Origin of the sequence: Janthinobacterium aquaticum, assembly GCF_009208565.1 — a bacterium.
In the GTDB taxonomy this organism is placed as follows: domain Bacteria; phylum Pseudomonadota; class Gammaproteobacteria; order Burkholderiales; family Burkholderiaceae_D; genus Janthinobacterium.
In genome coordinates, this window is sequence record NZ_WFLK01000001.1 from 596,873 (window position 1) to 612,719 (window position 15,847).

Here is a 15,847-nt window from a genome sequence, read left to right on the forward strand (position 1 = left end):
TTTTCTCCGAAAAAATATCAGAATCCCGGAGCACATTCTATGCCTTTTGCAGCGCTCCCGCCCGCGTTTTTCCGCCCACGCCCACCGCTGTGACGATGGCCAGTGCCTGGAACACGCCGATAAACACGAACAGCAGCGCAGGATGGTCGCCGTCCATCAGCGCGCCAAAGAACAGCGGGCCGATGGCCAGGCCGCTGTCGAGCCCCGAATACACTACGCCGTACACGCGCCCGGTGGCGTTCTTCGGCGCCGCCGCCCGTATCATCAGGTCGCGCGAAGGACCGGCCACGCCCGACGTCAGGCCGATGGCGCCCATCAGCACCACTGCACCCCAGGCCGGCACCAGCGCCAGTCCCAGCAGCACTGCCAGCAGCGCAGCGGCACCAAAGGCGATCGCCACATTGCGGTCAGGCTGGCTGCTTTTCGCGCCAACCACACCGCCAAAGGCCATGCCCACCGCCGAGGCCAGCATATAGGCAGTATATGCACTGGTAGCCAGCGCCAGGCTCATGCCGTACAGCTTGACCAGCGCCACGCTGGCAAAGCTCTGGATACCGCCCAGTGCAATGGCGGTAATGAGGAAAAATGCAAAGCACATCCAGACCGCCGGCAGGCGCAGGAACGACAGCGTGCTCTCACCATCGGCGCCTGGCGTTGCCGTGGCCGGCTTGAATTCAGGCCGGATCGCATGGCGGTTCAGCACCAGGATCAGCAGCACGCCAAATGGCAGTACGGCCGCACTTTGCAAGGCGATGCGCCAATCATAATGCGTGGCCACCCAGGTCATGAACAGCGGTGACAGGGCCCAGCCGATATTGCCACTGATGCCGTGCATGGAAAAGCCGTAGGCCACCCGGGCGGGCGAGACGCGCTGATTGAGGATGGTGTAGTCGGCCGGATGAAATACGCTGTTGCCGGTGCCGGCCAGCATGGCGCCCAGCATCAGCGCCGTATAGCTGTACGCCTGCGCCAGCACCAGCGCCGACGCGCCCAGCAGGAACACGCCGGAAAACAGCACCGCGCGCGCGCCAAAACGGTCGACCACGAAACCGGCCAGCGCCTGCCCCACGCCGGAGATAATGAAAAACACCGTCATCAGCAGGCCCAGCTCGGCATACGACAGATCAAAAGCAGGCTTGAGCCAGACAAACAGCGACGCCAGGATCAGATGATAAAAATGCGAGACGCCATGCGCCAGGCCGACCAGGCCAATCACGCGCGCGTCGCTGCGCAAAGTTGTTGTTGCCATGTCATCCCCTGCTGATTATGATAATGATTGAGTGTAAACAAAATACTATTGCCCTTTTTCCACTAAAATGCCAATTTTTGTCGCGTTCCTGCCAAGCTGATGGCCGTCCCCATCCTGCATCACACACGCATGTGTCCGCCACGCGAACTGCCCAGCGAGGCCATCCCCGTCACCATGGTGGCGCGCGACCTGCAACCCGATGAATTCCTGCTGCCGCACAGCCATGACTGGGGCCAGATTGCGCTGTCGCTGGACGGCGTGCTGCGCATCAGCGCCCACAACAGCAGCTGGATCCTGCCGCCCATGCGCGCCATCTGGATACCGCCGCAGGTCGAGCACGCGGTGGCAATCCTGGAAAAAACCCGCTTGCGCCCGCTGTGCATCCATCCGGCGCGCGCACCGTTTGCCGGCAACGATTGCCGCGTGCTGGAAGTATCGAACCTGCTGCGCCAGCTGAGCATGGCGCTGGAACAGCTCGACCCGGGCCAGGAAATGGCGCGCAAGGCCTTGCTGGCCGAGCTGATCCTCGATGAACTGTCGCGCGCCAGCACGCGCCCCATCCACGTGCCGATGCCGACCGACAAGCGCCTGGCCAGCCTGTGCGCCCGCCTGATCGATACGCCGGGCAGCAAGCTGACTCTGGAAGAATGGGCGCAAATGGCCGGTGCGTCCGAGCGCACGCTGGCGCGCCTGTTCGAGCGGGAACTGGGAATGAGCTTTGGCCAGTGGCGCCAGCAGGTGCGCCTGGCGCATGCGGCGCCGATGATTGCGCGCGGCGTGGCGCTGTCGCAGGTGGCCGAAGAGCTGGGCTACGCCAGCCAGTCGGCTTTTTCAGCGATGTTCAGGAAAACCTTTGGCAGTTCGCCATCGGCATTTTTTTCCCGGAATGCCAGCAATTAAGACTGGCCGCCTTACGCCATAAAGTCGAACAGCGAGTTTTTGCCGGTATAGCCTGGCAGGGCTGAATTGGTGCCCTGCTCCTGCGCCGAATACAGCTTGACCAGCGCTTCGGCCTGCTTGGTCAACACCTTGGCCAGCTCGGTCTTCTTGTTGTTGAGCGTGGTAATTTCCTTACCCACCGATTGCACTTCCTTGCGGATCAGGCTGGAATCACTGGTCAAGGTGGTGATTTTGGCGTTGAACTGGTCGGCCACACCCTTGCCGTCATTGGAAAACAGCTTGCTGACCGCATCCGGATCGGCTTCGATGGCCGACTTGAGCTTTTTCTCGTCGAGCACCAGCTCACCGCTACGCCCCAGCGTCACGCCTGCGCTGCTCAATACCGAAGCCGGTACGCCGTTGCTGGCTGTGCGCAGCACCTGCGCCATCTGGCCGCTGACCTGGCTCAGGGCGGTGTCGGACTTCAGATCGCCTTTCTGCAGCGTTTGCAGTTTGCTGTTCAGTTCGTTGTAGGCGGTGACGAAACTGGCCACATTGCTGGCGATCTGGCTGCTGTCCTTGGCCACCACCAGGTCCGTGCTGCCCTTGGCTTTCAGCTCGAAGCTCACCCCTTCGATGGTTTTGTCAAGCTTGTTGCTGGCGCTGATCACGTCCTTGCCATCGACTGTCAGCAGCGCATCCTGCGCCGCCTGCGTCTGCGTCATGCCCTTGCTGGCCGACGGGCTGTAGCTGAGCAGGTTGCCGATGGCGGCGTCGCCCGCCACGCTGATGCGCATGCTGTTGTCGGCGCCGCTCTGGCCGTTGATCGCCAGCGTATAGCCGTCGTCGCCCTTGACCACGCTGGCGTCGACACCGGCCTTTTTCAGCGCCGCGGCAATGCCGTCGAGCGTGTTGTTGCTGCTGTCGATGGTGAGCGTGATGGCTTTGCCGCCGCCGGCGGAAAACTGTTTGCCATCGACGCTGCCAAGTTCGATCCTGATTTGCGCCACGGCGCCCGTGCCGATCACGGTGCTGCTGCTTTTTTGCGGTGCGGTGGCCAGCGTCTGGCCCTGCGCCAGTTGCTTGACGTCGATGGCGTGGGTGCCGCTGGCGGCCTTGTCATTGGTGGTGGCCGTCAGCACGCCCTTGGTGCTGGAGGTGGCGGCGGTATTGACGCCGCTGCCGGACATATTGGCGGCCACCGCCTGGAACTTGGCCAGCGCCGATTGCAGCTGCCCGAGGCCGGACAGCTTGGTCTGGTCGCGCGCCAGGCTGGTATTGAGCTTGACCACGCCGGTGTTCTGCGATTTCATCTGCTGCTCGACCTTGGCGTACACCTCGGCTGACGGCGCCGTCGTCGTCAGGGGATTGCTGTAGGCCTTGCTGGTAATGGTCGAATTAAACATGGTTGCAGTCCTGTTCGGTAAGCAAAGGCGCGACAGCCGCCCTGAATTGCTCATTATGCAGCATTATTCAAATATCAAAACGACGAACAGAACAATTTTTGCCCTGCTCCACCCCGCTATGCACCAGTTTAGCGCATGAATTTGGAGATGGCGCTGGAAACGGCCATATCGAGCTTCATGAAAGTCAGGCCCACCTTGAAGCCGGCGCTGCTGAATATGCAATGCGATACAGCGGTACGTGCTTCAATAATATGCGCACTGCCTTCATAAAACAATTCAAACAGCACCTTGCCCTGCTTGCCTGCCGGTACCGGCTCGGCCACCACGGCCGACATGCCGCCCGGCCCGACATCGAGTGTGCGCGCCGCCACCGGTTCCGCACCGTCCATTACCAACATCGCCCTGCTGCGCAAAATCTTGCGGGCGCCTTGCCTTTGCTCTGCTGACACAGTATTCACTTCGCTATCAATTCACGTTATCGCACAAACATGTGCGCCATGCCGGAGGGCATAGGGCAAATATTATAGTTGGAAATGGCGATTAAGTTTGATCAAACGCAAAATTGGTATTTCGATTATCAAACTGCTCACTCGTGATCGCGCAGCTTGTTGAATGCCTCGTCGATGCGCTCGACGGCAATCACCTTGATGCCTTCGATGGCCTGCTTGGGCAGATTCGATTTGGGGATCATCGCCAGCGTAAAACCGAGCTTGGCCGCCTCGCGCAGCCGTTCCTGGCCACGCGGCGCCGGACGAATTTCACCTGCCAGCCCCACTTCACCAAATACCACCAGGCCGCGCGGCAAGGGCTTGTTGCGCATCGAGGAGTTAATTGCCAGCAAAACCGCCAGGTCGGCCGCCGGTTCGGTAATTTTCACGCCGCCCACCGCATTGATAAATACATCCTGGTCAAACGCAGCAATACCGGCATGGCGATGGGCCACCGCCAGCAGCATGGCCAGCCGGTTCTGCTCCAGCCCCACCGACAGCCGGCGCGCATTGGGCAAATGGCTGGTATCGACCAGCGCCTGGATTTCCACCAGCAGCGGGCGCGTGCCCTCCTGCGTGACCATCACGCACGAGCCGGGCACCTGGTTATCGTGCTGCGACAGGAACAATGCCGACGGGTTCGACACCCCCTTCAGGCCTTTTTCGGTCATGGCAAACACGCCCAGTTCATTGACCGCGCCAAAACGGTTCTTGATGGCGCGCACCAGGCGGAAACTCGAATGGGCGTCCCCTTCAAAATACAGCACCGTATCGACGATATGCTCGAGCACGCGCGGACCGGCCAGCGCGCCTTCCTTGGTCACGTGGCCGACCAGGATAATCGTCACACCACTGGTCTTGGCCGCGCGCGTCAGTTGCGCCGCGCACTCGCGCACCTGCGCCACCGAACCGGGGGCCGAGCTGAGCGCATCGGAATAGACGGTCTGGATCGAATCGATCACCACCACTTCCGGTTTCAGGTCAGCCAGCGTGGCGAGGATTTTTTCCAGCTGGATCTCGGCCTGCAACTTGAGCTCCTTGGCGTCGATCACCAGCCGCTTGGCGCGCAGCGCAATCTGCGCGCCCGACTCCTCGCCGCTGACATACAGCACGCGCTTGTGGTGCGACATATTGGCCAGCGCCTGCAGCAGCAGCGTCGACTTGCCGATACCAGGGTCGCCGCCGATCAGCACCACCCCGCCCGAGACCATGCCGCCGCCCAGCACGCGATCAAATTCCTCGATGCCGGTGCCGAAGCGCGGCACGTCGATGGCGTCGATATCGTCAAGCGAGAGCACGGGTGCCGTCTGCGCCAGCGACATATGTTGCGGATTGGAATAACGGTTATTGCCCGCCGTTTCAGCCACCGTCTCGACCAGCGTGTTCCACTGATTGCAGGAGCTGCACTGGCCGGTCCATTTATTGCTGATCGCGCCGCAGTCGCTGCAGGTATAGGTGGTCTTGTTTTTTGCCATGGTATGCGGAGTTCCGGAAAGTTACTGCGTTACTGTGTATTTATACAGTATAGACCATCTACCGTGCGACCGTCACGCATCGCTGACCGGCACGCGCGGCGCCAGCGCACACATCAGCTCGTAGCCGATGGTGCCGGCCGCCAGCGCCACCTCATCGATCGGCAAGCCCTGCCCCCACAGCGTGACTTCACTGCCCACGCCGGCATCGGGCGCATGACTGAGGTCGACCATCAGCATATCCATCGACACGCGTCCCACCAGCCCCGTGCGCACACCATCGACCAGCACCGGCGTACCGTGCGGTGCATGGCGCGGATAACCATCGGCATAGCCGCAAGCCACCACGCCGATGCGCATGCGTGCGCCGGCCTCGAAGCAACTGCCGTAACCGACCAGCTCACCGGCTTCGATCTGCTGCACGGCGATCAGTTGGCTGCGCAGGGTCATGGTGGGCAGCAGGCCAAACTCGCCCGCCGGCACGCCATGCGCGCTGCCGGCCGGCGTGCCACCATACAGCATCACGCCCGGGCGCACCCAGTCGCTGTCGATCTCGTGCATCAGCAGGGCGGCAGAGTTGGACAGGCTGCGCGGCAGGCGCTGATTGATACTGGCCGCACCGGCTTCAAAGCGTTGCAGCTGCTGCGCCAGTGGCAGGCGTGCCGGTGCCAGCTCGTCGGCATTGGCAAAATGAGTCATCAGGGTAATGCTGGCCACCTGCGGCATGGCGCGCAGGCGGGCGTAAGCATGGGCGATGGTATCGGGCGTAAAACCGAGCCGGTTCATGCCGGTATTCATTTTCAGATGCACATCGATGGGCGCCGTTAGTTGCGCCGCCGCCAGCATGGCAAGCTGTTCTTCGCTGTGCACGCTGCCTTGCAGGCCGTGGCGCGCCATCAACTGCAGGTCGCTGGCGTCGAAAAAACCCTCGAGCATCAGGATCGGCCGGGTCCAGCCCAATTCGCGCAGGCGCAGTGCATAATCAAACTCCACCAGCGCCAGCCCGTCGGCGTCGGCGAAACCGCGCACGGCGCGCGCCAGTCCATGTCCGTAGGCATCGGCCTTGACCACCGCCCAGACCCTGGCGCCGCGCGCGCATTCGCGGGCGCGCGCCAGATTATGTTGCATGGCATCGATATGAATATGGGCAAACAGGGGCCGCGGCATACACAGACTCAGGGCAAGTGGCAAAGCTGCATTTTACCGGATGCAACAGGCGGTACTGAAGGTGCCCGCCAAGTTTTACTATTTATAAAATGTACATCAACGTGTGTATTTTCTTACTTCAAATCAATTAAATGACGCTTAGATAATGCTTGAGCCAACTCGGGGGCAACATAGGCTGGCAAACTTGGGGATAGTCGTTTTTTCGTGGTATAAAGCAAGCCAGATATGATTTCAGGCAATCCAGAATGAATCGTGGTTTTTATACCATCATGGCAGCGCAGTTCTTTTCGTCGCTGGCCGATAACGCCCTTTTTTTTGTCGCCGTTGATTTATTGGTGTCCATGAAGTCCCCAGCGTGGATTACCCCGCTGCTAAAACTCTCATTTGTCCTCTTTTACGTGCTGTTGGCAGCTTTTGTTGGCGCTTTCGCCGATTCCTTGCCAAAGGGCAAGGTCATGTTCATTGCCAACACCGTTAAAATCTTCGGCTGTGCCCTGGTTTTCTTCCATGTTCATCCGCTGCTGGCCTATGCCGTGGTCGGTTTTGGCGCGGCCGTGTACTCGCCAGCCAAGTACGGCATCCTGACCGAACTTTTGCCCCCCGAGAAACTGGTGGCAGCCAATGGCTGGATCGAAGGACTAACCGTCAGCTCGATTATCCTCGGTACGGTGATGGGCGGTGCGCTGGTCAGCGGCCATGTGTCGGACATGCTGCTGTCAATTGACATCCCGCTGATCGACACCGGCATTACTTCCAAGTCGGAAGCGGCGCTATGCGTGGTAGTAGGTATCTATGTGATCGCCGCACTGGCCAACCTCAAGATTCCCGATACCGGCTGCGTCTACCCGCATCAGGAACGCAATCCTATCAAACTGATCGCCGACTTTGCGAACTGCTACTCGATACTCTGGAAAGACAAGCTGGGCCAGATCACCCTGGGCGTGACTACCCTGTTCTGGGGCGCCGGCGCCACCTTGCAGCTGATCGTGCTGGAGTGGGCCAAGCAATCACTGCATATGCCATTCGACAAAGCGACCAGCCTGGTGGGCGTGGTAGCCATCGGTGTAGCGCTCGGCGCGGTAGCGTCGGCACGCTTTATTCCGCTGCGCAAATCGCTGACCGTCATTCCACTGGGCATCATCATGGGTATTATCGTGATGATGATGACGCAAGTGCACTCTGTCTGGGTTGCCTATCCGCTGCTGGTGCTGATCGGTGCCCTGTCCGGCTTTTTCGTGGTGCCGATGAACGCCCTGCTGCAGCACCGCGGTCACGTACTGATGAGCGCAGGCCATTCGATTGCGGTACAGAACTTCAATGAAAACCTGTCGATCCTGACCATGCTGGCCGTCTATTCGGTGATGATCCGCCTGCACCTGCCGCTCAATATCATCATTACCCTGTTCGGGCTGTTCGTGGCCGGCACCATGTTCCTGATCATGCGCCGCCATAAAATGAACCAGGCCGAGCATGACAACCTGTCGCTGATTGGCGAGCACAAGCATTAAGATCCGCTTCCGACGGGGCTTCCGACGTGGCACGTAGGTCGGATTAGGCCCTTCGGGCCGTAATCCGACAATATTGTTGGCGTCAGCGGTGTTGTCGGATTACGCGATTACGCCGGCAGCATCCCCGCCTGCCTCCGCTCGCCGGCGCGCTCGGCCCAGTCGTCGGGCACCACGAAACCGCGCGCCACTTCGACCTGCCAGCCGTCGACCGTTTCGACTTCGGCCACCATATAAGGCTGCGCCAGTGGCATCGCCAGTTCGCCGGCAGCCAGTACTTGCTCATCACGTCCTTTGTACGGCGCCAGCCATTGCAGGCGCGGCAGCAGCACATAGGCGCGCGCCGGCAATTGACGGGCAGTGCACCAGAATCCATGCGCATGAGCGGGCGCGATGCCGGTCATGGCTTGCACCACACCTTGCGGATAAAACAGCCAGCCCTTGACCAGCGCCTGCGCAGCCTCCACCGGTTGCGGCAGCAAGGGCTGCGCAGCCGGATGGCTGGCCAGCGCCAGCTGCTTGTCGAAGATCTTGCGCATCTTCAGGCCCAGCGCATCGGCCAGGTTGGGGCCGATCAGATGATTCAAGGCGGCATCGGGCGCGCCGTCGAGCAGATAGAATTTGGTGGCCAGTTCCCAGTGCAGCAAGTGCTCGCCCTGGCGCAGCAGGAAGTCGAACTCGCCCACCGTGTCGTTGCGGCTGGCGCGCACCTGCAGGCCGTGGGCAAATAATTGTCCGTGCTGCTCGAAATAAAAGGCCAGCAGCTTTTCAGCATAAAGGCCGAGACGCGAGTACACCTTGTCGCCAAAGGCGGCATCAAACGGCGCCGGATCGCGCTGCAGCCCTGCCAGCCAGTCGGCTACCGCCGGCGTAACGACACCCAGGCTGGCAATGCGCCCTTGCCAGGCGGGACTATTTGCATCGAGCAGGTTGGGTGAATCGAGCAGCCAGGCCAGCGCGCGCACGCGCGGCTCGGTCAGATGGCTCCAGCGCTGTTCAAAGCGGCGCTGGAAGTTCTGCTCAGCCATGCGTGCTTTTTGCCAGGCACAAGTCGGCCCAGGCACGCGCCTTGGCCCGGCCGGTGTCGTCCTGCAGCAGTGCTTCAGGATGGAAGGTCGCAATCAGCGACATCGCCCCCAACTGGCGCACCTTGCCGCGTACCGGCTTTTCAGTGGGCATCATGCCTGCCGCGGCCATCGAACCGAGCGTGACAATGGTGCGCGGCTGCAGCAGCGCCAGTTCGCGCTCGAAATATGGCCGGCAGGCAGCCGATTCGGCTTGCGTCGGCAAGCGTTCCTGGCCGGCTTCATCGAGCGGCCGGCATTTGAGCAGATGCGTGACATAGGTGTCGCGCCCGGTATCGAGGTCGATGGCCTTGAGCATATTGTCGAGCAGTTTTCCCTGGTCGCCCGGCAAGGCGCGCTGTTCGCGCTCCTCAAGGCGCGACGGGCTGCTGGCCAGCATCAGCCAGTCGGCCTGACGGTTGCCGCGCCCCATCACCACGCCCTTGCGCGACTTGCACAAGTCGCAGCGCGTGCACTTGGCCACGGCGCCAGCCAGGCTGTCCCAGTCCATGGCGGCAATCTCGGCATCGGTGACCGGCTGGGCTGCCGGCGGTGCGGGCGCGTCGTCAAACCAGGCCGTGTCTTCCGCTACAGGCAAAGCGACCGGCGCAGGCGGCACGGCGGCTGGCGCCACCACCGCTGGCGGCGGCACTGTTTCAGCAACCTCAACCACCCTGGCAATCTCTGGCATGGCCTGCACAACAGGCACGATGGGCTCAGGCGCTGCCTCGATCACCTCCTGCAGCTCAGGCGCCGCGCCCTGGCGCAAGCGCCATAGCGGGCCGATGCCCATTTCATCGAGAAACACGGCGCTGCGGCTCATAATGGGGTTCCCAGACCAGGCTCCAGACTGAACCGCATCACAATGGCGTCCTCGCGCTGCCCATTGCTCGCAGGATAGTAGCCCTTGCGCCGGCCGATCTGCTTGAAACCATGGCGCTGGTACAGGTCGAGCGCGCGCAGATTGGTCGGGCGCACTTCCAGCAGCATCGACTCCATGCCGAGCTCGCGCGCGCAGGCGCAGCACTGTGCCAGCAGATGGCGGCCCAGGCCCTGCCCTTGCAGCGCGCCATCGACGGCCACATTGAGCAGATGGCCTTCATCGACTACCGGCATGACCACAAAGTAACCGAGCAAGGTGCCGTCGCTGTCGCGCAGCACGCGCGCCGGATAATTGCTTTTGAGTGAATCGGCAAAGTTGCCCAGCGTCCAGGGATGCGGATAGACGCGCAGCTCCAGCGCCAGCACCTCGTCCAGATCGGCCTCGCGCATCGGCGCCAGGCTCAGGCGCGCCAGGTCGGCTGTCATTGCCCTGCCCCCTCAACCACCTTGGCAGCCTTGGCGGCGTTGATGACGGCGCGCTCGGCGCTGGTGTACGCAATCTTGTTGCGCAGATACAGCGGCTGGGCTTCGGCAGCCGTCACCGTCTGGCCGGCAGCAAAGGCGCGCTGCGCCAACTGGCCGACCTGGATGGCGTGCGGCATGATGGCGGCGTCTGCCGTGGCAATGCAGGGCAAGGCAGCCAGCTCGTCGGCATAGGCGGCAAAGCCGTTGCCGCAAGCGACCACGTCGCCCTCCGGCGCCACCGCACCAGGCGCACTGAGCACCGGCGGCAACACTGTCTGCATGGCACCGGCAAGATCGTACTGCGCCCAATACACTTCGCCCATGCGCGCATCGAGCACCGTCAGCACGCGCTGTGCGCCATGCTGTTGCTGGCAAGCGAGCGCCATGGCGTCGAGCGTCACCACCGGTACTACCGGCAAACCGGCGCCATAGGCCAGGCCCTGGGCGATGCCGCAGGCGGTACGCACGCCGGTAAACGAGCCCGGGCCGGAGCCATAGGCAATTGCATCGCAATCGGCCAGCGCAATACCGGCCTCGGCCAGCAGTTCCTGCACCAGCGGCAAGATGGCCTGGGAGTGGGTGCGCACACCCGACGATGCACGGCTCAACACGACATCGCCACGCAACAGGGCGCACGATGCCAGTTCGGAAGAAGTTTCAATAGCAAGTATGGTAGACATGGCGTATTTTAACCTGTGGCGCCGCCGATGCACCAACTGCAGCCGATACTACGCCGTGGCCGGCGCAGCTATAATGTCAGGCTCGCATCCCTCCAACTGACCTGGCCTGCCCGTGAATCCACTTCTGTCAAAACTGCAACCCTATCCATTTGAAAAGCTGCGTCAGCTGTTTGCCGGCGTGAGCGCCAACGCTGCCTACAAGCCGATCAGCCTGGGCATGGGCGAACCGAAACACCCGACGCCGGCCTTTATCGAGCAGGCGCTGATCGACAACATCAACGGCCTGGCCAGCTACCCGACCACCATCGGCACGCCGGCGCTGCGCGAGGCGATCGCGGGCTGGCTGCAGCGCCGCTATCAGATTCCGGCGCTCGACGCGGCCACGCAGATTTTGCCGGTCAATGGTTCGCGCGAAGCGCTGTTTGCGCTGGCGCAAACCGTGATCGACCCGGCTGCCGGTTCGCTGGTGATCAGCCCGAACCCGTTCTACCAGATCTATGAAGGCGCCGCCTACCTGGCCGGCGCCGAGCCGTATTTTGTGAATTCCGATCCGGTCCGCAACTTCGGCTGCGACTACGACAGCGTACCTGCTTCCGTGTGGGAAAAGGTCAAGCTGTTGTTCCTGTGCTCGCCCGGCAATCCGACCGGCGCCGTACTCACCTTGACCGACTGGGAAAACCTGTTTGCGCTGTCCGAACGCTACGACTTCGTGATTGCCGCCGACGAATGCTATTCCGAGATCTACCACGGAGACACGCCGCCGCTGGGCGCGATGCAGGCAGCCCATATGCTGGGCCTGTCCAGCGTCGAGCGCCCGTATGCGCGCCTGGTGGTGTTTTCCAGCCTGTCCAAGCGCTCCAACGTGCCGGGCATGCGCTCGGGCTTTGTGGCCGGCGACGCCGAAGTACTGAAAAAATTCCTGCTTTACCGCACCTACCACGGCGGGGCCATGAGCCCTGCCGTGCAGGCGGCCTCGGTCGCGGCCTGGAACGACGAAACCCATGTCGAAGACAATCGCGCCCAATACCGTGCCAAGTTCGACGCCATTACCCCGCTGCTGCAGACGGTAATGGATGTCGCCTTGCCCGACGCCGGCTTTTACCTGTGGGCTGACGTCAGCCGCACCGGCCTGTCGGACACCGAGTTCGCGCAGCGCCTGTACGCCGAATATAATGTCACCGTCCTGCCAGGAAGCTATCTGGCGCGCGACGCGCACGGCATCAATCCGGGACGCAACCGCATCCGCATGGCGCTGGTGGCCGAAACGGCCGAAGGCCTCGAGGCAGCGCAGCGCATAGTAAAATTCTGCCAGCAGCTTTCCGCATAACCGTATTTCAATCCACACAAGACTTCATCATGAGCCAACAACTGCAAAACATTATCGACCAGGCCTGGGAAAACCGCGCCGAGATCAATCCGGGCAACGGCGCTGCCGAACTGCGCGACGCCGTATCGCACGTGATCAACGGCCTGGACAACGGCAGCATCCGCGTTGCCGAAAAAACCAGCGGTGACTGGGTGGTCAACCAGTGGGTCAAGAAAGCCGTGCTGCTGTCGTTCCGCCTGGAAAACAACGTCGTCATGCCGTCCGACGGCACCATGCAGTTCTACGACAAGGTACCGACCAAGTTTGCCAACTACACGCCGGAAGACTTCGCCAAAGGCGGCTTCCGCGTGGTGCCGCCGGCAGTCGCCCGCCGCGGCTCGTTTATCGCCAAGAATGTGGTGCTGATGCCGTCGTACGTCAATATCGGCGCCTACGTCGATGAAGGCGCGATGGTTGATACCTGGGCCACCGTCGGCTCCTGCGCCCAGATCGGCAAGAACGTCCACCTGTCCGGCGGCGTCGGCATCGGCGGCGTGCTCGAACCGATGCAGGCCAACCCGACCATTATCGAAGACAACTGCTTTATCGGCGCCCGCTCGGAAATCGTCGAAGGCGTGATCGTTGAAGAAAACTCGGTGATCTCGATGGGCGTGTATATCGGCCAGTCGACCAAGATCTACGACCGCGCCACCGGCGAAGTGACCTACGGCCGCGTGCCGGCCGGCTCGGTCGTGGTATCGGGCAACCTGCCTTCGGAAGACGGCAAGTACTCGCTGTACTGCGCCGTGATCGTCAAGCGCGTGGACGCCAAGACCCGCGCCAAGACCGGCATCAACGAACTGCTGCGCGGTATTTGATCAGGCCGGCTGCAGCGCTGAAGTAAAAATGTCCCGTTTATGCGGGACATTTTTTATTACGCATACCATGCTCGCTGGCTGTGCGAACGTGCGCAACGGATGCTGACGAGCCACCTCCCCCCTATTGCGCCGCCAGCCTCTCTTCTGGCACAACTGAACTTGCTTGCGGCACGCACACCTTGTCTGCGGCAGACTGCTGAGCGGCACGCTGGACTGGCAACTGTCAGCTAACAAGACTGGACTTTACAAAAAAAGAAAAACTTTCAACATCAAATTCCGAGGGAGTATTTATATCAAAATTATCAAATGTGTAGCCAATTTTATTAAAAACATCACTCTTGAAATCTTCTTCAGTCATATTTCTAGCCAAATCCGGATCAACCACAACAATAATGCCCAATCCCTTCATTAGTTCTTTCGTCCTGAAATCCTGAAAGATTTCTATGCCATGATTTAACCTGGCCTCTTCCAGCGTAGACGATGCCTCAAAATAAGTTACATATAGACATATCGTAAATGTATCAAGCCCTCCTCCGAAATCTTGCCCCTTGTACGCATCATTCATGCGCTTTTTTATTAAAACAGCTATCTTTCCAGCCACATCAGAGAACTCAGGGATAACCACAGTCGTACAGTAAAGTTTCATATATAACCATTAATTAAATTTACAATTTACCGGACGGAAATTTAATGCCATGTGAATTATTTGATTAATTTTATGCCTTATTGAAGTCCAGTTACACGTATTGAGCGACAGCGCAATGGCTTCAAGCTCGTCCTTGATGCTGCCTGCTTACCGCAGACAGCGACCGGCAAGCCCCTCCGAAGTATAATACCGGGTAAATCTGCTTCTTTCCGCGAATGCAAGCACCCCGCTCAAGCCTTACTGACACGCCTCCCACACCATGACCATCACCCTCTACGGCATCCCCAACTGCGATACCGTCAAAAAAGCCCGCACCTGGCTCAGCGACCACCAGCACGACTTCACCTTTCATGACTTCAAGAAACAGGGCCTGCAACACGCCACGGTCGAGCATTGGCTGACGCAGCTGCCCTGGGATGTGCTGGTCAACAAGAAGGGCACGACCTGGCGCGCCCTGAGCGACGAGCGCAAGGCCGGCATTGTCGATGCAGCCAGCGCGCTGGAGCTGATGCTGGAAAACCCGTCCATCATCAAGCGCCCGGTGCTCGATGTCGATGGCAGGTTCAGCGTGGCGTTTTCCGATGCGCAGTACACCACTCTTTTCGCAGGCTGAATCATGACCGCTTCCAGAACGCTGGCCCTGACCGAAAAACTGATCTCGCTGTCGTCCATCACGCCTGACGACAAGGGCTGCCAGCAGCACCTGATCGATTTGCTCACGCCACTGGGCTTTGTCTGCGAAACCATTATCTCGAACGGCGTGACCAATCTGTGGGCACGCCGTGGCACTACCTCGCCCGTGTTCGTGTTTGCCGGCCATACCGATGTGGTGCCGACCGGCCCGGTCGAGCAGTGGCGCTCGCTGCCGTTTATTCCGACCCTCCGCGATGGCAAGCTGTATGGCCGTGGCGCGGCCGACATGAAGACCTCGATAGCCGCGATGGTGGTGGCGTGCGAAGAATTCATTGCCGCCACGCCCGATCACAGCGGCTCGATCGCGTTCCTGATCACCTCCGACGAAGAAGGCCCGGCTGTCGACGGCACGGTGGTGGTGTGCGAACAGTTGAAAGCGCGCGGCGAGCAGATCGATTACTGCCTGGTGGGCGAACCAACCTCGAGCGCCGAACTGGGCGACATGATCAAGAACGGCCGTCGCGGCTCGCTCTCGGGCCGGCTCACCGTCAAGGGCGTGCAGGGTCATATCGCCTACCCGCAGCTGGCAAAAAACCCGATCCACCTGGCCGCGCAGGCGATTGCGGACCTGGTGGCCGAACGCTGGGACGATGGCAATGAATACTATCTGCCGACCTCGTGGCAGATGTCGAACATCAACGCCGGCACCGGCGCCAATAATGTGATTCCGGGCGAGATGGTGATCGACTTCAACTTCCGTTTTTCCACCGCCAGCACCGATGAAGGCCTGCGCGCACGCGTGCACGCGATTCTCGATCAATACGATTTCCCATACGATCTGCAATGGACGCTGAGCGGCCAGGCGTTCCTCACGCCACGCGGCAGCCTGTCGGATGCGCTGTCGGACGCCATCATCGAGGAGACCGGTATCACGACTGAGCTGTCGACCACCGGCGGCACCTCGGATGGCCGCTTTATCGCGCAGATCTGCCCTCAGGTGATAGAATTCGGGCCGCCCAATGCCAGTATCCACAAGATCGACGAACATATCGAACTGCGCCATATCGATCCGCTGAAGAACATTTACCGGCGCACGCTGGAGCATTTGCTGCCTGCCTGAATCAATA

General features: G+C 60.8%; 16 protein-coding genes. 6 read left to right on the plus strand and 10 right to left on the minus strand.

All coding sequences use genetic code 11. The features are described from left to right. Positions 1-37: 37 nt before the first annotated feature. Entirely contained in the window at positions 38-1,249 is a 1,212-nt protein-coding gene (locus GCM43_RS02730; protein ID WP_152241941.1) for an MFS transporter, read from the minus strand. Positions 1,250-1,348: 99 nt separating this feature from the next. On the opposite strand from GCM43_RS02730, the gene GCM43_RS02735 reads away from it, so the two are divergent. Beyond that, positions 1,349-2,149, plus strand: coding sequence for a helix-turn-helix transcriptional regulator (locus GCM43_RS02735; RefSeq protein WP_193315510.1), 801 nt, complete (start codon positions 1,349-1,351; stop codon positions 2,147-2,149). 11 nt (positions 2,150-2,160) lie between these two features. Here GCM43_RS02735 and fliD read toward each other — a convergent pair whose 3' ends face one another. From fliD to alr, 4 genes are all read right to left on the minus strand, one after another. After that, a complete protein-coding gene (fliD, locus tag GCM43_RS02740) occupies positions 2,161-3,534 on the minus strand; it encodes a flagellar filament capping protein FliD (RefSeq protein WP_152241942.1) in 1,374 nt (457 codons plus the stop codon). 128 nt (positions 3,535-3,662) lie between these two features. Then, entirely contained in the window at positions 3,663-3,992 is a 330-nt protein-coding gene (locus GCM43_RS02745) for a PilZ domain-containing protein (protein ID WP_319636930.1), read from the minus strand. A gap of 128 nt (positions 3,993-4,120) precedes the next feature. After that, on the minus strand, positions 4,121-5,497 hold the full coding sequence (gene radA, locus GCM43_RS02750; protein WP_152241944.1) for a DNA repair protein RadA: 1,377 nt from the start codon (positions 5,495-5,497) through the stop codon (positions 4,121-4,123). A gap of 72 nt (positions 5,498-5,569) precedes the next feature. Then, positions 5,570-6,661, minus strand: coding sequence for an alanine racemase (alr, locus tag GCM43_RS02755; protein WP_152241945.1), 1,092 nt, complete (start codon positions 6,659-6,661; stop codon positions 5,570-5,572). 245 nt (positions 6,662-6,906) lie between these two features. On the opposite strand from alr, the gene lplT reads away from it, so the two are divergent. After that, positions 6,907-8,169, plus strand: a complete 1,263-nt coding sequence (gene lplT, locus GCM43_RS02760) for a lysophospholipid transporter LplT (protein WP_152241946.1) — start codon at positions 6,907-6,909, stop codon at positions 8,167-8,169. A 107-nt stretch (positions 8,170-8,276) separates the two neighbouring features. Here the strand turns inward: lplT and GCM43_RS02765 are convergent, their stop codons facing one another. From GCM43_RS02765 to tsaB, 4 genes are read right to left on the minus strand one after another with little or no spacing between them, the layout of a single operon-like run. After that, the gene (locus tag GCM43_RS02765) at positions 8,277-9,194 is read right to left on the minus strand and encodes a DUF1853 family protein (RefSeq protein WP_152241947.1); all 918 of its coding nucleotides are present in this window, start codon (positions 9,192-9,194) and stop codon (positions 8,277-8,279) included. After that, on the minus strand, positions 9,187-10,053 hold the full coding sequence (locus GCM43_RS02770) for a uracil-DNA glycosylase (RefSeq protein WP_152241948.1): 867 nt from the start codon (positions 10,051-10,053) through the stop codon (positions 9,187-9,189). Before GCM43_RS02770 ends, GCM43_RS02765 begins: the two co-directional genes overlap by 8 nt. Beyond that, positions 10,050-10,538: a ribosomal protein S18-alanine N-acetyltransferase gene (gene rimI, locus GCM43_RS02775; RefSeq protein ID WP_152241949.1), complete on the minus strand. Its 489-nt coding sequence runs from the start codon at positions 10,536-10,538 to the stop codon at positions 10,050-10,052. The genes GCM43_RS02770 and rimI overlap by 4 nt, the downstream gene beginning before the upstream one ends. Beyond that, positions 10,535-11,257 carry a tRNA (adenosine(37)-N6)-threonylcarbamoyltransferase complex dimerization subunit type 1 TsaB gene (tsaB, locus tag GCM43_RS02780; protein WP_152241950.1) on the minus strand — a complete coding sequence of 241 codons (723 nt, stop codon included), beginning with the start codon at positions 11,255-11,257 and terminating at the stop codon, positions 10,535-10,537. Before tsaB ends, rimI begins: the two co-directional genes overlap by 4 nt. Positions 11,258-11,369: 112 nt before the next feature. Between tsaB and dapC the strand changes: the two genes are divergently transcribed. Further along, positions 11,370-12,584, plus strand: coding sequence for a succinyldiaminopimelate transaminase (dapC, locus tag GCM43_RS02785; RefSeq protein WP_152241951.1), 1,215 nt, complete (start codon positions 11,370-11,372; stop codon positions 12,582-12,584). A gap of 29 nt (positions 12,585-12,613) precedes the next feature. Beyond that, the gene (dapD, locus tag GCM43_RS02790) at positions 12,614-13,441 is read left to right on the plus strand and encodes a 2,3,4,5-tetrahydropyridine-2,6-dicarboxylate N-succinyltransferase (RefSeq protein WP_152241952.1); all 828 of its coding nucleotides are present in this window, start codon (positions 12,614-12,616) and stop codon (positions 13,439-13,441) included. A 223-nt stretch (positions 13,442-13,664) separates the two neighbouring features. On the opposite strand, the gene GCM43_RS02795 is transcribed toward dapD, so the two are convergent. Then, positions 13,665-14,087, minus strand: a complete 423-nt coding sequence (locus GCM43_RS02795; RefSeq protein WP_152241953.1) for a hypothetical protein — start codon at positions 14,085-14,087, stop codon at positions 13,665-13,667. Between the two features lie 259 nt (positions 14,088-14,346). On the opposite strand from GCM43_RS02795, the gene GCM43_RS02800 reads away from it, so the two are divergent. Both GCM43_RS02800 and dapE read left to right on the plus strand, forming a co-directional pair. Beyond that, the gene (locus GCM43_RS02800) at positions 14,347-14,700 is read left to right on the plus strand and encodes an ArsC family reductase (RefSeq protein WP_152241954.1); all 354 of its coding nucleotides are present in this window, start codon (positions 14,347-14,349) and stop codon (positions 14,698-14,700) included. Between the two features lie 3 nt (positions 14,701-14,703). Continuing rightward, complete coding sequence (gene dapE / locus GCM43_RS02805; protein WP_152241955.1) at positions 14,704-15,840, plus strand: succinyl-diaminopimelate desuccinylase; 1,137 nt, start codon at positions 14,704-14,706, stop codon at positions 15,838-15,840. The last annotated feature ends 7 nt before the right edge of the window (positions 15,841-15,847 follow it).

Excerpts from the sequence above, each read along its gene's own strand:
- GCM43_RS02730 (WP_152241941.1), bottom strand. The coding sequence starts at position 1,249 with ATGGCAACAACAACTTTGCGCAGCGACGCGCGCGTGATTGGCCTGGTC.
- GCM43_RS02735 (WP_193315510.1), top strand. The coding sequence starts at position 1,349 with ATGGCCGTCCCCATCCTGCATCACACACGCATGTGTCCGCCACGCGAA.
- fliD (WP_152241942.1), bottom strand. The coding sequence starts at position 3,534 with ATGTTTAATTCGACCATTACCAGCAAGGCCTACAGCAATCCCCTGACG.
- radA (WP_152241944.1), bottom strand. The coding sequence starts at position 5,497 with ATGGCAAAAAACAAGACCACCTATACCTGCAGCGACTGCGGCGCGATC.
- alr (WP_152241945.1), bottom strand. The coding sequence starts at position 6,661 with ATGCCGCGGCCCCTGTTTGCCCATATTCATATCGATGCCATGCAACAT.
- lplT (WP_152241946.1), top strand. The coding sequence starts at position 6,907 with ATGAATCGTGGTTTTTATACCATCATGGCAGCGCAGTTCTTTTCGTCG.
- GCM43_RS02765 (WP_152241947.1), bottom strand. The coding sequence starts at position 9,194 with ATGGCTGAGCAGAACTTCCAGCGCCGCTTTGAACAGCGCTGGAGCCAT.
- GCM43_RS02770 (WP_152241948.1), bottom strand. The coding sequence starts at position 10,053 with ATGAGCCGCAGCGCCGTGTTTCTCGATGAAATGGGCATCGGCCCGCTA.
- rimI (WP_152241949.1), bottom strand. The coding sequence starts at position 10,538 with ATGACAGCCGACCTGGCGCGCCTGAGCCTGGCGCCGATGCGCGAGGCC.
- tsaB (WP_152241950.1), bottom strand. The coding sequence starts at position 11,257 with ATGTCTACCATACTTGCTATTGAAACTTCTTCCGAACTGGCATCGTGC.
- dapD (WP_152241952.1), top strand. The coding sequence starts at position 12,614 with ATGAGCCAACAACTGCAAAACATTATCGACCAGGCCTGGGAAAACCGC.
- GCM43_RS02795 (WP_152241953.1), bottom strand. The coding sequence starts at position 14,087 with ATGAAACTTTACTGTACGACTGTGGTTATCCCTGAGTTCTCTGATGTG.
- GCM43_RS02800 (WP_152241954.1), top strand. The coding sequence starts at position 14,347 with ATGACCATCACCCTCTACGGCATCCCCAACTGCGATACCGTCAAAAAA.
- dapE (WP_152241955.1), top strand. The coding sequence starts at position 14,704 with ATGACCGCTTCCAGAACGCTGGCCCTGACCGAAAAACTGATCTCGCTG.